Genomic DNA, 14,163 nt, shown 5'->3' with positions numbered 1-14,163 from the left:
CTAACGATTATTCAAGATTAAAAAGTGAAAAGGAAGGGGGGTAGCCCCCCTTTAGGTCAATTATTATCTGTGAAATTGATTATAACTTACCAGCTTCAGAGGTCCAGGACCATCCAGCAAAAACTTCTTTGTCAGCGCCTACAGTGTTTTCTCCAGCAGCAACCTCACTTGCAAATTCAAGGGATCCACCCAAGAAGAAATTGGCCAACACACCTCCCTCAGGAAGGGTTGCCTGCAAATCGTAGAAGCTAGCTTCTACAGTTGGCAGGATATCGAAAGTTTGTCCCGCAGTCAGGTTAGTGAAGTAAACAGCGGACATATCCACGTTGGTGTTTTCATCATTGTCAACAAGACCGGCCGCTTCTCCTGCGATAACTGTTCCGTTCTTCAAAGTGTAGTTTCCGTTTATATAAGAACCTTCAGGTCCATCCAACTCAAAGCACTTGTCCCCAGGAGATACAACAAAGAAATTGTCAAGGATACCATTCCAAGCTTGGTCAGCATCGATGGCATCATCACCGGCATTCCAAACTACAGCGTTGGTAACATTTACAGTTCCGCCAAACCATTCGATACCATCATCCTGGTTACCGATAATTTCTACGTTTTCAATTACTGTTCCGGAACCTACACAACCTAAAGTAAGGCCGTTGATTTCGTTACCTTCACCGATGTTTGCACCTCCATGACGGATCGATACATATTTCAATACACCAGAGTTGTCTTCATCATCTTCTCCACCGTAAAGGCCGTTAGGATCAGAAGCAGGAATACCTTCGATCTGAACTTCAGTAACATTACCACCAAAAGAACCGTGAGCTTTACCTAAGATCAAAAGTCCACCCCATAGGCCGTTGATGGAAGGCTCAAGATTAGGGCTGGCGATTTGTCCCGGCTCGATCTCATCAGCTACAGAAGTAAAGATGATGGGAGATTCAGGCTCACCTTCAGCCATGATAGTTGCCCCTCTTGCAATCACAAGAGCGGTAGCATTAGACCCAGAACCTGCAGCACCTTTCACTACAACTCCTGGCTCAATAGAAAGGGTATTTCCTTCAGTTACCGAAATTCTACCTTTCAAAAGGTAAGTCTTGCCAGTTTCCCAAGTCATATCTGATTCGATATTGTTTGTAATTTCGATAGTGTCAGGACCTTCACCTATTGTCAAAGTTGTGGTAGCATTAACAGAAGCATTTCCTGATTCGTCATATACCACGTAAACCATAGTGTGCTGAGATCCTTCTTCAGCATCTTCCGGCACCATAAAAGTGTGAGTAATATTCGCGGATTCTTCACCGGCAGTTACGTTAAGGTCAGTTTCTTCTCCACCGTTAATAGAAACGGTAACTCTGGATACTCCAGCTGGAGCAGAAACCAAAACTGCTATGTCCACTTCCTCACCAGGAAGTCCAGATGCAGTTGCCTGTGATTGTACGGTAGGATTTCCAAAAGAAGGGGTTTCTTCTTCTGTACAACTTGTGAAAGCGATCACCGTGCTAAGCAATAAAAAGAATAGTAAATTGACTTTTTTCATAATCGTTATAATTGATTTAGTTCATTTGTTGCTCATTGGCATCACAAATGTGGATCAATTATCACGACCATAGGAATTTTACCAGTTATCTATTTTTTAAAAAAAATTCGCTTCCCTTAATATTCATTTAATAAAAAGGGCAAAAAAAATAGCCTTTGGTTATCCAAAGGCTATTAACTAGGGGTTTACCCATTATTTCAATGTTACCGATTTATTAATAGGGATCTTATCAAGGATAATACCTATCAAATCCCGGGTATTAATATTGTCGGCCTCGGCTTCGTAATTGAGGATAATCCGGTGATTTAACACATCTTCAGCAACTTCTTTAATATCCTCTGGCAATACATAATCCCTGCCTTCCATAAATGCATTTGCCCTGGCTGCCAAGTTTAAATTAATACTGGCCCGAGGTGACACACCGAACATGATATATTTGGCCTCATCATGCAATCCGTACTTTTCGGGAAAACGAGTGGCAAATACTAATTCGATGATGTAGTTTTCCAAAGGCTCAGCAATCTTCACCTCATTGATCTTCCCTCTTATTTCAAAAATATCTTCTTTTGAAAGGATGGCATTAACCTTGGACTGAAAGCCCATATTGGCCATCCTCCGCATCACTTCCAATTCATCTGATTTTGAGGGATAATCGATATGAACTTTCATCATAAAACGATCCACCTGAGCTTCCGGCAAGGGGTAGGTACCCTCTTGATCCACCGGGTTTTGGGTTGCCAATACCAAAAATGGCCTGTCCAAACCATAGGTAGTCTCCCCAATGGTTACCTGCTTTTCCTGCATAGCTTCCAATAAGGCAGATTGCACCTTGGCAGGGGAACGGTTCACCTCATCTGCCAAAATCAAATTGGAAAATATAGGTCCCTTCTTTACCTCAAAGTCTCCTGTTTGCTGGTTATAAATCATAGTACCGATCAGATCGGAAGGCAGCAAGTCAGGGGTAAACTGGATCCGGTTAAAGTCCAAATGAAGCACTTTGGCCAAGGTGTTAACCGTAAGGGTCTTTGCCAAGCCCGGTACACCTTCCAATAAAATATGGCCATTGGTAAAAAGGCCTATTAAAAGGCGACTCACCATTTTTTCCTGCCCTACCACTACTTTTTTCACCTCTTGGAGTACCTCCTGAATTTTTTCCTGATGCATGGGTATGTTGATATTTTATATTCTTTTTTAGATTTATTTCATTTTGGCCGAACCAATGCGTAATAACCAACGCTTATAGCCACGGCTTCTAAGTTAAAAAGCCTAAATTAGAATAAATTGCCTATTAACACAATTTAACTATTATGCCTTTCTTTACTTTTCCTAATTACCATTTCTTCCTTTTATTCCTTGGAGGCTTTGCCTTGCTACTTCTTCCATTACCGCCCAATTTCTTCGGGTTGACTTTAAGCAAATGGTAAATTTCTTCCTGCCGATACTCCCGAATTTCTCCCACTTCAAAACCATCGATATTTAATCCTTCCATGGACCATCTAACCAACCGGAGGGTTGGAAAACCTACAGCAGCTGTCATTTTCCGGACTTGCCGATTTTTGCCCTCAGCCAATGTTAACTCTAACCAGGAATCAGGAACTGTCTTGCGATAACGAATGGGCGGGTCTCTTTCGGGTAAAAGAGGAGCATTTTTTTTCAATTTTGCATGGGCAGGCTGGGTATGATAAACCTCTTTTCCCACTTTGATATCTACCCCTTTTTCCAATGACCTTAATGCTTCACTATCTGGAATTCCTTCCACCTGGGCCAGATAAGTCCTTTTATGCGCAAAGCGGGGATTGAGCAAATAATGGTTGAGCGGCTTATCATCGGTGACCAACAACAGCCCTTCACTGTCCTTATCCAACCTGCCCACAGGATAAACCTCAGGAGGAAAGTCCCCCACATCTTTCAGGGTATCCTGTTCTCCACTAAATTGGCTCAATACACCATAGGGCTTGTAAATCACAAAATATCTGGGCATAGCTGGAATTGTCATTGAAAGGCAAAGTTTGGGATAAAGCCTTTGAAAAGCAAAAAGGAGTGGGGATTTAAGGTTTAAAGGTTTATTCCTGGACCTTTTTTAGATAATAGAGTTTACTGGTAAATTTGTGCAGGGAAATCTGTTTTTTTGAAATTTCAAGAATAATCCCTATTGCCAAGGGCAAAAAATCCTGAGAAATGTGGTTTAATATTTAATATTATAAGGCCAGGTATTTAAGGCAGCAATCTCTTGATCAATCCTAAGCAGTTTTTGATAGTGGCTGTCAATGATTTCTATTTTCTCCTTTGATCCTTCTTTTTCTGATTTCAAATCTGGATATCAGCAATTTTGTCCATCAGGAACCGTTTTTCATTTTCGGACAAAGTCAGTTTTTGTGCTTGGTTAAAAGCAGCAATGGCCTTTTCTTTATTTCCGAGCCGGTTATTTATTTCCCCCTCCGCTGCATAATACAAATAATATTGCTCCAAGATTTTTTCTTGCTTCAATTTTTCCCAAACCCCAAGAGCCTTTTCTGGGCCATCAGCTTCCATAACGGCCAGGCAACGGTTGAGAGAAATGACAGGATCGGGATTACGGGAAAGTAAAGCATCGTAATAGTTCACGATGGCTTTCCAATTGGTGGATGAATAATTGGGGGCAATACAATGCTCATAGGCAATGGCCGCCTCCAAATGATAGTGGGAGATTTCTTGGCCAAAGGCTGCTTTATTTAAGTATTTATTTCCCTCATAAATTAAGGATCTATTCCATTTTGACCTGTCCTGTTTTTCCAAAGGAATTAGATTTCCACTTTTAGAAATCCTTGCAGGACTTCTTGCTGCATGAAAGCACATCAGGGAAATGAGAGCAAATGGTTCAGCCAATTGGGCTTTGTTATTATCGATGAGGGATTTGCAAAGAAACATGGCCTGCGCTATCAAATCCTCCCGGATTAACCGGTCTGAATGAGTGGATTTATATCCTTCATTAAAAATCATGTAAATGGTCTCCAATACTGCTTGTGTCCGGGAAGGGAGCTCCTCCGGGGGTGGAATAGCTGGTTTTAATTTACTATTCCTAAAAAAGGCTTTGGTTCGATACAGCCGTTTGGATATGGTTTGATCTTCAGTTAAAAAAGCTTTTGCGATTTCCTTGGTGCTGAAGCCGCAAAGTGCCTTTAAAATGAAAGTTATTTGATTTTCTTCCGAAAGGGCAGGGTGACAGCAGGCATACATCATACCCAGAAAGTCATCTTTTATTTTGCTATCTTTCCATAGCTCTTCCATGGTAAGAGCCAAGCTATATTCTGAAGTCAAAAGTTTTCGGTCAGGATCCCCAAAATCAATGTTTTGATGATGCTTTTCCCTCCTGATGATGTCTATGGCTTTATTTTTTGCAGCTTTGTAAAGCCAGGACTTTGGGTTTTGAGGTTTCCCCCTGAATTTCCAGGTTTCTAAGGCACTCAACAAAGCATCTTGAACTACATCTTCAACTAATTCAAAATTTTCAGAACCAAAGATTTTTACCAATACAGAAACCATCTTTCCAGATTCTTGTCTGAAAAGATGGTTAATGGTAAGATCAATTTCTTGGTTTGTTTCCAATTTTTATCCCATTGGTCGGATTTCACGAACTTCTAGAGTACAATCATGTTGGAAGCCTGGACAACCTTTGGCCAGTTCAGTAGCTTCAACCAGAGAATTGGCTTTTAAAATAATGTAACCACCTACCATTTCTTTACCTTCGGCCAAAGGACGGTCGATCACCTTTCTCCCTTTTTCCACCAGGGATTTCCCTTCATTCATCAAGGGTTGTCCACCCACAAATTTCCCATTTTCAGCCAAACCTCCCATCCATTTCTGCCAATCTTGCATATGAGACTGCATTTCTTCCGGTGACATGGTGGCTGCCAAATCCTCGCCACCTCTAATTATTAACAAATATTCATTCATTATGATACTTTTTTTTGGTCCAAAGCTCCAATCTGGGCCATAATGTTTGCTGGATTCATTTCAAAATACTCATGGGCAACTTTTCCATCCACGATTTCAAAAATATCGATCCAGGAAAAATCCACCTTGTTTCCAGTTCTGGGAACGCCATTGAATTCCCCAATATGCCTTCCTGACCAATGTCCCCTTACTACCACATGGTTTCCTTCTTCAATGAGTTGGTCAAGATAATGTTTTCCCTCAAAAGATGAAGTCATCTTCTGCATCATTCCAATGTGTTCATCCCTTCCAATTGGGCTTGGAGTCATTGGGTTTTGAAAGGAGTGGTTTTTGGCCATAAGCCCTTTCAACCCCTCAAAATTTTTGGAGTCGATACTTTCAAACCACTTTTTAGCGATTTCTTTTGCTTTCATTGCTTTTTGATTTTTGGGTTATAAATGATCTATACCCTTAAGACGAAACCGCTCCTTAAATTTGGACAGGAATTTTAATTTTTTCTCCGAAAAGACTTTCCATTTTCCTGCGGTTCAATTACCTGTAAATTCAGAAAAAAGGTGTAAAGTTTGTTCAATGAAGTCTCGGTTTTTGGCACGGAATGTCCCGTTCCATAATTTTTCAGTATCGAGGTAGGCACGCTTAACTTATCCAATTTTTCTTTAAAATGGATAATCTGTTCCTGATAATAAGGCTCATCATCGGAGTTATAAAAGAAAAGGACAGGAGCTGTATTTTCTGTTTCCGCGAGGTAAGCAGCTCCCATGGATTGCCATTTTTCAAAATTATCCTCTAATGGCCCCCAAGCCCAGGGACATCGGGATTCCAGATTTCCGTCTCCATCATCCTTCACCTTATAGATTAGGGTATAGTCAAAAACTCCTGGCCCCAAAGCAGCTGCCTGCACTTCATCGGAAACCCCCAAATGGAAACCTGCCTTTTCAAAAGCAAAAACTGACCGGTCCCCAATGGCCATGGATCCTGCTGTTGATCCGCGGGAAAATCCATAAATTCCTATTTTCCCTGAAAGGCCCAATTCAACCCCTTTTGCCCTAAGGGTCCGAATGGCGGATTTCACTTTTTGGGCCCCGTCAGGATTGGTCATATAGGATTTGTATGTATCATTTCGGCCATCTTTAGGCTTTCCACTTCCCCAAGGGCAATATTTGGGGTGATCAGCTATGGCCCAGGCCATACCCCTTGCTGGGGCACCCTCTAAAAAGGAATCGTCAAATCCCGCGAAAGTATAAGGGAGAAAAGTCCTTTTGTTTTTATTGGCATCTGTGAGCTTTCCCTTGTCTTCATCATAAGTGGCATAACTATTACTATAGGAAAAAGACAAAATCACCGGCACTTTCACCATAGCATTGGCCGGGTAAATGATATCCATTCGCAATGAATCTCCTTCGGTATAATGCTCAGGAGTGTTATAAACTGTCGGGTCATCCTTAAAATAGGGCACATTCCAGGCAATCCGGTAACCCTCAAACAGTACAAAGGACTGGGTAAGGGAATAGTTTTTGACACCGCAGAATGTACCTTCAGCGATCGCATCATTGATGGCAATAATGTCTTTATTGATTTTCGGGGAAACAGCATCTTCATGATTCTCATAGTCCAATTCAATCACACGGTAGCCCTGGGAAAGCAGCCAGTCCACATCCTCTTCGTTGCTATTTCTTCCTACCTTTTTAAAGCCAAGATTTTCAAGGTAAACAATGGTGGCATATTTACCATTAAAATCTTTTATGGGCGATGGGGAATCGTTAATTGTGAAATTAATTTGACCTCCGGTAGCCTTACTTTTCCAAAGGCCATTGGATTGCTGGGCAGCAAGAGAAATGGATACCAATAAAAAAGTGCCAGCCAAAAGATTTTTTAAGAAAATTGAAGGCATGGGGTTAAGTTTGTTTTAGAAAATACAATAATAAGTATTATGACTATACGCTTTCTAACAGGTAATTACGAAAATGTAATATACTAGGAAAGAACCATGGTGTGGCCCTTGAAGCATCAGGTTTTTAGACTCTTGCAGAGGGCATTAAAAAAATGAATTAGTTCGCGAAGTGGACGAGCGAGATCCATTCATTTTTAGCCCGGAGCAATTGGACAAAAATCAAATTGGGTAAAAGAAACTGTAATCGAAAACGATAATGACCCCATTTGAAAATCTTGCCCGCTGGGGCGGGATGTTTCACAGACCTTTCCCCGAAAGCTTTTGGAGTTGGACACTTTTTCCTTGGTGAAAAAGTGTCCAACTCCAAATTTATTATAAATAGTCATTGATTATTAGGTACCAAAAGTTCTGGGCACCTAAAAACAACTTACTTCCCTAGCATCTCCTTGATGTATTTCAATAAATCAATCGATGCCTCTATCTCGACTTTTCGGATGGCCACACTTTCAATATTAAACCCAATAGGCATCCCCCTATTGGAGCAATATTCATATAGTTCAGTGGCTATGGCCTTGCACACCTTTATCGATTCCCCTAAAATATCATCGGAATTCATCAGTTTATCCTTCAAACTTTGGGGAATATCAATACCCAACCAGTTCATAAACTGCAATGTTTTTTTTGAGCCGCATGGGGTCAAAGTAAAAATGATCGGCACAAAGTCTTTTTCTTTCTCCTTGAACAAATCATAGTAATCTGAAAGGAAATTTTTGGCATTATTTACATTATAGACACATTGGGAAATAAAAAAGCTACAACCATTTTCAGTTTTATCATTTAACCTCAAATGCTCATTCCCATGCTTCATATGCCTTTCCGGAATGGTAACCCCTCCAAGGGTGATTTTTTTCTCAATTTTTTGATAAATCTTATAAGCTTCACCTAAGGTCAATGAAGTTTTTTGGTCTTTGGAAGGGGCCCCAACAAAAACATAGCAATTTCCATTGGAACTATTTTGAATCCAACTCGAAAAGGAATCTTTATCCCATTTTCCAACACTTTTATAAATTACCCGGGGGACTTTCAGCTCATTAAGGTATTGCTCACTGTATGAATCAGGAGCCATGGTGGGCAAGTAGGGAAATGGCCTTGGCTCATTGGTCCTGGATGATTCATCCTGAATATCATATAGGATCAATCCATCAATGGGCAAACCATTAATTCTTTCTATTTGACGCCCTGCAATTTCCCTGACCTTATTGGTATCTGTATTGGCTTTGGGCGGCGTCAAACCATAAAAGAGCAATCCGTTTTTTTGTTTGGTTAATTTATCTTTTAGTGTCAAATCCATCCTTTTTGAAAGCTTATCAAAGCTGCCCTTATATGCAAAATAGGCAACTACCTAAGTCAAACTAATAATTCCGCCCCAAACCTAGCAATATCCCGGCAATTTTAAAGCCCATTTTTCGATTTTGACTCTTTTTCCTTCTTTTGGATTTGATAAAAAAGCCCCATCAACAGATTGGGGCATGGTTACATTCACTTATTTAAAGTACAATTTTAAAATTGCTGTCCAAGGTTAACAAAACCACTGAAAGCACACACATGATCAATGAATTGTAAAAAAATTGATACTCATGAAGTGCCATATGAGCGATAAAAGCCCCTACAGCAAAAGGGAACAGCAATAGAATCCCTGCATTTCTAAATGGAGGCTTAAAGAGCCCGATCAGGATCAGGATTACGCCCAGTAATTCCCCGAGCCCAATTAGGATCGTCCAAGGCTTATTAAAACCTAACGCCAGCATATTGTCCATCATGGATTTCTTTTGAAAAACCTTAAACAGGGAAGCATAGCCAAAAACATAGAGGTAATAAGCAAAATTCAACCAGTAAATTACAGTCTTAATAATTTCCATTTGTATATCATTTTAATTTCCATGACAAAGGTTTTTATTAAATTGCATTAATGAAAGTACCTACAAAATTGTATGGTACTAACAAAAAAGTAAGCATGGATTCAAGAAAGGAAAATTCTACCAACAATATCAATGAGGTCTATTGGAAAGCGCAATGTGGCATTTCCCATACCTTATCCCTCATTGGTGGGAGGTGGAAAATCAATATTTTGGTTTACCTGATGAATGAAGGAAAACTGCGGTACAGTGAATTGAGGAAAAGACTGGTGGGAATTTCAGAAAGGATGCTGATTGCCAAATTGAAGGAATTGAAAAATGATGGATTGGTCAATAGGGTGGTCTACCAACAAGTCCCTCCAAAAGTAGAATATGAACTTACCGACCTAGGAAAATCGCTAAAGGGCATTTTGCAGGAAATGGAAAAATGGGGGCAAGAAAATTTACCTGAGAATTCAAATAAGTAACCTTTTCACTAAAAAGAGTGCTTGTCGGGATTTGAAATCCCAAGCAACTTAATATGGCAATTAATTCTCCTTTTCCAAAATTTCAAAGTGATCCAAATATTGGACCCGCAATAGCGGGTCCAATAAAAATAACCCCGGGTGGCGGCTAAATTCCGCTATCCGGGGTTATTTTTTTTAAAGCTTTCTACAAAATGTCCCCTCTCTAACCATGCTTTTCCAAAAAAGCCAAAACCACTTGTTCAAAATCCTTTGGATTGTCCTCATGAATATTGTGGGAGGCATTTGCAATTTTTATGCGAGTGGTATTGGGTATCAGCTCCTCTAATCTATCCGTCAATACCAAAAAAAATGGACGGGTTTTAGCTCCTGTCAACAACAAGGTGGGTACCTGAATGCCTTTTACTTTTTCTTCGTCCAAAGGAGGGAAGCCGGATCCTGTAAATTCGGCCCTGAAGAAATTGTCCTTTACTTGTTCTTTCCGGGTTGGAGGCATATTCAAATATGCTTCTTCACCCAGTACCGCTGTTCCAAATATTTCAATGGCCCTGTTGAAGTCATTATTTTTGGCTGCTTTTTTGGCCGGTTTCCATCCTTTTGCTCCAAACTGAATAAGGGCAAAAGCTGTTTTTGGCCGGCTAAAAAGTAACTTGAGGATTTCTAAGGGCTTTGGGGTATTGCTGACAAATAAGGTAAGGGCTGGGGGCTCCATCAAAACCAGGGTTTTGAGCAAATCAGGGGCTTTTATAGCTAAAAATAAGCTAACCAAGGCGCCATACGAATGCCCGATTAAATGCACGGGTTTCCCTAATGATTTAAGAATTTCGTGCAAATCTTCCACATGCTGAAGAAATGAATAATCTGCCCCCTCAGGTATCTCCTCATTGGGCCAGTGGAATCTTCTGCTGTAGGCAATGGCATGGTAGGATTGGCCAAAAGTCTCCAGTGGTCTCTTCCAGGTCCTCCAGTCACTGATAGAACCATGGACAAAAACTACCGGATCCCCACTGCCCTGATCCACTACTTTAAAATTGTAACCATTGACTTCCATATCCTATTGAAGTTAGGAAATATTTTATTCATTTTCAGGGAATCTCCTATTCTTCAGGTCAATAAAAAACAATTCAACTTTTCTTATTTCCCAATCACCGCCAATATTTATTGCTTTCCAGCCAAAGAATCCCTTTTAATTTACATCGATTTTTATCAATTTATATACTCATTCCTAACAGCTGATTATGAATCCGTCCAATTCAAATCTTAAATACGGATTATCTCAAGAGCAATCCTGGTCAAAGCACTATAAAAACTTAAAAGCCAGGGAAAACACGCTCCAACCTGAAGAATTATATCAGCTAGCATTTGCCGCTTATTTAACCGGGAAGGATGAGGAATGCCTAAATATCCTAGCCCGCACGCATCATCGATTTCTTGAAATCGGACAAGCCAAAGATGCGGTCCGATGTGCCTTTTGGATAGGAATGCTGTTGATGTTCAAGGGAGAAAGGGCCAGGGGAAGTGGATGGTTTTCCAGGGCCCACCGATTGTTGGAAGACCACCATATAAAAGGGGCTGAAAACGGGTTACTTTTGCTCCCTGCAGGACTTGGCGCCTTGGGAGGAGGGAAAGCAGATTTGGCTTTGACCCAATTCAAAAATGCCCTGGAGATAGGCCATGGATATAAAGACCCGGACTTGACTACTTTAAGTTTACTAGGCCAGGGCCAAGCAAAAATTCATATGGGTGATATTGCGGAAGGTATTTCCCTCCTGGACGAAGCAATGGTCGCCGTAGAATCTTCCAATATCTCCCCTTTGGTGGTGGGCATTGTTTATTGTGCGGTGATCGAAACTTGTCAGTTGATTTATGATATCAGAAGAGCCCAGGAATGGACTGCTGTGTTGAGCCAATGGTGTGAATCCCAGCCTGACCTGATCCCTTTTCGTGGACAATGCCTTATCCGTCGTTCCCAAATCAGGCACATTCATGGTGAATGGTCCCAGGCCCTGGATGAAATGCAGCAAGCCTGCCAAATGCTTTCCAGCCCTCCCGGAGAACCTGCGGCAGGGGAAGCCTATTATTTACTGGCAGAGATATTCCGGATGAAAGGAGATTTTACACAAGCAGAAAAATATTATTTGGAGGCCAACAAGTGGGGCAGAAAACCCCAACCCGGCCTGGCCCTATTAAGGCTGGCACAAAATGAAGAAGATGCGGCCATCAAAAGCATTCAAAATGCCTTTGATGAAGCAAAAACCTCCCTCCAAAAACTGAAAATATTACCCGCCTACATCAAAATCATGCTTGCGGAGGATCATCTTAAGGAAGCTCATATGGCTCTGGAGCAATTAATTGAAGTGGCCCAAAAATATGATGCCACCTTCATTCAAGCCATTACCTCCTATTGTCAAGGTGAGTTATTTTTAATGGACCAGGATCCGGAGGCGGCCATTAATTCCCTCCGTCAATCCTTAAAGCTTTGGTATGAATTAAATGCCCCTTATGAAGCGGCTTCTGCCCGCTTTCTTTTGGGCAGGGCCTACAAGGAGCAAGGAGATTTAGATTCAGCAATAATGGAGTTAAAATCGGCCCAATGGATTTTTCAGGAACTGGAAGCGCAACCCGACCTTGAAAAAGTGGATGCCCTGTTGGAAATCAACAAACCACAGGAATACCATGGACTTACTTTGCGGGAGCTTCAGGTCCTCCAGCTAGTGGCAGAAGGAGAAAAAAACAAAGCCATAGCCGATCAATTGTTTATCAGCGAAAGAACAGTAGAAAGGCATCTCAGCAATATTTTTGACAAATTGAACGTGAATTCCCGCACTGAGGCCACCGCTTTTGCCTACAAACATCAGTTTCTTTGAAGGAAAAAATATCATTTTTCTCACAGAAACTGTCCCTGCCAACCGAAGGAGCAGGGCTAGCAGTATTTTTTGAATAAACCTCAATTCCATATAAAAACGTCACTGCGAGAAGGTAAAATTTCATTAAATATTAAAGCGCTGAATGACGGAATATAGCGAGGACTCGAGAGCCCTGGAGGCTGTAACATAATTCAAATTCCCCTCATAACATACCATTAATTTTTTTTCTTAATTCACTTTGTCACTTTTTTTCTTCAGGTAAAAAAAGTGACCAAAAAACCCCGCCGCTGTGCAACTTTTGGTTAAAATTTAAGCCTTCCCACGCACAGCCAAACTCCTCCTTTATGAGCATCATCAATTGTTAATTTCAGCATAACCGTCAGACATGCCTGTGCCTTTTGCAGCCCGCTTCTTAAATTTCTTAACGCCAAAACCTGCAAGGCGGAAACAATCCCTTCGATTTAGGTTAAAAAAACTTTGCGCACTTTTGCACCTTTGCGCGAAACCTCTGGCCACACTGATTGAGTTCCTTTACATCCTCCCTGGCGGAAATCACCCATATCCCCCACTCAATCAATGGGTGTAATGACCGATGATAAAAGATGGGGTTCTTCCTACCTTGACATCAAACATTAAAACAAATCAGTCATGAAATCTTCAAATATAAACGGGGCCCTCAAAGAGGCCTCCATTTATCGAAAAAAATTAACAAGTGATTTACCCGTCCAGGAACATCAAGTTAAAATTGGAGGGGTGTTGACTGCTTATCTGGAAGGTGGTGAAGGGGTCCCTTTGGTGCTTTTGCACGGCCCGGGGGAATCTTCAGTTTGGTGGATGCGGTCCATTCCGTTTCTGGTTCAACATTATAAAGTCCTTGTGCCGGATTTTCCCGGCCACGGTGCTTCGGATGCCAGTCCCAAAAAATTGGATACCCACTTCCTGCTGAACTGGCTGGACAGCTTTATTTCCCAAACCTGTAGCCAAAAACCGGTCCTTGTGGGGCATGTGGTGGGTGGAGCCCTGGCTGCCCATTATGCCAGGGAATATGGAAACAAGGTTAAGGGAATAGTATTGGTGGACTCCTTAGGACTTTCTTCCTTCTTCCCAGCCCCAAGGTTTGCATTCGAGTTCTTTCGCTTTATGATGTTTCCAAGTGAAAAAAGTTACCTGCGCTTCCTGCCCCAATGCCTTTATGACATCAAAACATTAAGCAAAGTTATGGGCAAATATTGGCAGCCGTTTTTGGATTATAATCTAGTTAATGCCAAAAACCCCGAAAAGAAAGCCGCTGCCAAAGCAATAATGGGGGCCTTAAGTGGCAAAATTCCTGAGGGACAATTGAGAAAAATTTCTGTTCCGGTAGCTCTGATCTGGGGAAGACACGATAAGGCCAACAAGTTAAAAGTGGCACAGAAAGCCAGTGAGAAATATGGATGGCCGCTCCAGATCATTGAAGAAACAAGGGATGATCCCAAGTTGGAAAGGCCCGAGGAATTTGCCCATGCCATCCAGGTTGCCATTGACCAACCGGTTCTGGAAAAATAAGTTAAAGGAATTG

Annotated in this window: 14 protein-coding genes; 3 read left to right on the top strand and 11 right to left on the bottom strand. The window is 41.4% G+C overall.

All coding sequences use genetic code 11. The features are described from left to right. Nucleotides 1-79 precede the first annotated feature (79 nt). The 10 genes from QWY93_RS08680 to QWY93_RS08635 all read right to left on the bottom strand — a co-directional run bounded on the left by QWY93_RS08680 (nt 80) and on the right by QWY93_RS08635 (nt 9,277). Nucleotides 80-1,534, bottom strand: a complete 1,455-nt coding sequence (locus tag QWY93_RS08680; RefSeq protein WP_290247804.1) for a beta-helix domain-containing protein — start codon at nt 1,532-1,534, stop codon at nt 80-82. A gap of 192 nt (nt 1,535-1,726) precedes the next feature. Then, nucleotides 1,727-2,698, bottom strand: coding sequence for an AAA family ATPase (locus tag QWY93_RS08675; protein WP_290247803.1), 972 nt, complete (start codon nt 2,696-2,698; stop codon nt 1,727-1,729). Nucleotides 2,699-2,864: 166 nt separating this feature from the next. Next, nucleotides 2,865-3,530, bottom strand: a complete 666-nt coding sequence (locus QWY93_RS08670) for a pseudouridine synthase (protein WP_379945456.1) — start codon at nt 3,528-3,530, stop codon at nt 2,865-2,867. A 189-nt stretch (nt 3,531-3,719) separates the two neighbouring features. Beyond that, entirely contained in the window at nt 3,720-3,845 is a 126-nt protein-coding gene (locus QWY93_RS08665; RefSeq protein WP_290247802.1) for a hypothetical protein, read from the bottom strand. After that, on the bottom strand, nt 3,842-5,119 hold the full coding sequence (locus QWY93_RS08660; protein ID WP_290247801.1) for an RNA polymerase sigma factor: 1,278 nt from the start codon (nt 5,117-5,119) through the stop codon (nt 3,842-3,844). Before QWY93_RS08660 ends, QWY93_RS08665 begins: the two co-directional genes overlap by 4 nt. Nucleotides 5,120-5,122: 3 nt before the next feature. Then, complete coding sequence (locus tag QWY93_RS08655) at nt 5,123-5,467, bottom strand: YciI family protein (RefSeq protein ID WP_290247800.1); 345 nt, start codon at nt 5,465-5,467, stop codon at nt 5,123-5,125. Next, nucleotides 5,467-5,880 (bottom strand): ester cyclase, encoded by a 414-nt coding sequence (locus QWY93_RS08650; RefSeq protein ID WP_290247799.1) that lies wholly within the window; start codon nt 5,878-5,880, stop codon nt 5,467-5,469. Before QWY93_RS08650 ends, QWY93_RS08655 begins: the two co-directional genes overlap by 1 nt. 74 nt (nt 5,881-5,954) lie before the next feature. Further along, on the bottom strand, nt 5,955-7,358 hold the full coding sequence (locus tag QWY93_RS08645) for an alpha/beta hydrolase family protein (RefSeq protein ID WP_290247798.1): 1,404 nt from the start codon (nt 7,356-7,358) through the stop codon (nt 5,955-5,957). Between the two features lie 427 nt (nt 7,359-7,785). Beyond that, the gene (locus tag QWY93_RS08640; protein ID WP_290247797.1) at nt 7,786-8,709 is read right to left on the bottom strand and encodes a methylenetetrahydrofolate reductase; all 924 of its coding nucleotides are present in this window, start codon (nt 8,707-8,709) and stop codon (nt 7,786-7,788) included. A gap of 196 nt (nt 8,710-8,905) precedes the next feature. Then, nucleotides 8,906-9,277 (bottom strand): DoxX family protein, encoded by a 372-nt coding sequence (locus tag QWY93_RS08635; protein ID WP_290247796.1) that lies wholly within the window; start codon nt 9,275-9,277, stop codon nt 8,906-8,908. A 50-nt stretch (nt 9,278-9,327) separates the two neighbouring features. Here QWY93_RS08635 and QWY93_RS08630 point away from each other — a divergent pair, with 50 nt between their 5' ends. Further along, nucleotides 9,328-9,741 carry a winged helix-turn-helix transcriptional regulator gene (locus QWY93_RS08630; protein WP_290247795.1) on the top strand — a complete coding sequence of 138 codons (414 nt, stop codon included), beginning with the start codon at nt 9,328-9,330 and terminating at the stop codon, nt 9,739-9,741. A 202-nt stretch (nt 9,742-9,943) separates the two neighbouring features. Here the strand turns inward: QWY93_RS08630 and QWY93_RS08625 are convergent, their stop codons facing one another. Further along, a complete protein-coding gene (locus QWY93_RS08625; protein ID WP_290247793.1) occupies nt 9,944-10,789 on the bottom strand; it encodes an alpha/beta fold hydrolase in 846 nt (281 codons plus the stop codon). A 187-nt stretch (nt 10,790-10,976) separates the two neighbouring features. Between QWY93_RS08625 and QWY93_RS08620 the strand changes: the two genes are divergently transcribed. Beyond that, complete coding sequence (locus QWY93_RS08620) at nt 10,977-12,605, top strand: helix-turn-helix transcriptional regulator (RefSeq protein ID WP_290247792.1); 1,629 nt, start codon at nt 10,977-10,979, stop codon at nt 12,603-12,605. Between the two features lie 648 nt (nt 12,606-13,253). Continuing rightward, nucleotides 13,254-14,150, top strand: a complete 897-nt coding sequence (locus QWY93_RS08615) for an alpha/beta fold hydrolase (RefSeq protein ID WP_290247791.1) — start codon at nt 13,254-13,256, stop codon at nt 14,148-14,150. Nucleotides 14,151-14,163: the final 13 nt, after the last annotated feature.

This window comes from Echinicola jeungdonensis (assembly GCF_030409905.1).
Classification (GTDB): Bacteria; Bacteroidota; Bacteroidia; order Cytophagales; family Cyclobacteriaceae; genus Echinicola; species Echinicola jeungdonensis.
Note: the sequence above shows the minus strand (reverse complement) of the source record. Positions and strands in the feature narration are given on the sequence as shown.

Excerpts from the sequence above, each read along its gene's own strand:
- QWY93_RS08680 (WP_290247804.1), bottom strand. The coding sequence starts at position 1,534 with ATGAAAAAAGTCAATTTACTATTCTTTTTATTGCTTAGCACGGTGATC.
- QWY93_RS08675 (WP_290247803.1), bottom strand. The coding sequence starts at position 2,698 with ATGCATCAGGAAAAAATTCAGGAGGTACTCCAAGAGGTGAAAAAAGTA.
- QWY93_RS08670 (WP_379945456.1), bottom strand. The coding sequence starts at position 3,530 with ATGACAATTCCAGCTATGCCCAGATATTTTGTGATTTACAAGCCCTAT.
- QWY93_RS08655 (WP_290247800.1), bottom strand. The coding sequence starts at position 5,467 with ATGAATGAATATTTGTTAATAATTAGAGGTGGCGAGGATTTGGCAGCC.
- QWY93_RS08650 (WP_290247799.1), bottom strand. The coding sequence starts at position 5,880 with ATGAAAGCAAAAGAAATCGCTAAAAAGTGGTTTGAAAGTATCGACTCC.
- QWY93_RS08645 (WP_290247798.1), bottom strand. The coding sequence starts at position 7,358 with ATGCCTTCAATTTTCTTAAAAAATCTTTTGGCTGGCACTTTTTTATTG.
- QWY93_RS08640 (WP_290247797.1), bottom strand. The coding sequence starts at position 8,709 with ATGGATTTGACACTAAAAGATAAATTAACCAAACAAAAAAACGGATTG.
- QWY93_RS08635 (WP_290247796.1), bottom strand. The coding sequence starts at position 9,277 with ATGGAAATTATTAAGACTGTAATTTACTGGTTGAATTTTGCTTATTAC.
- QWY93_RS08630 (WP_290247795.1), top strand. The coding sequence starts at position 9,328 with ATGAAAGTACCTACAAAATTGTATGGTACTAACAAAAAAGTAAGCATG.
- QWY93_RS08625 (WP_290247793.1), bottom strand. The coding sequence starts at position 10,789 with ATGGAAGTCAATGGTTACAATTTTAAAGTAGTGGATCAGGGCAGTGGG.
- QWY93_RS08620 (WP_290247792.1), top strand. The coding sequence starts at position 10,977 with ATGAATCCGTCCAATTCAAATCTTAAATACGGATTATCTCAAGAGCAA.
- QWY93_RS08615 (WP_290247791.1), top strand. The coding sequence starts at position 13,254 with ATGAAATCTTCAAATATAAACGGGGCCCTCAAAGAGGCCTCCATTTAT.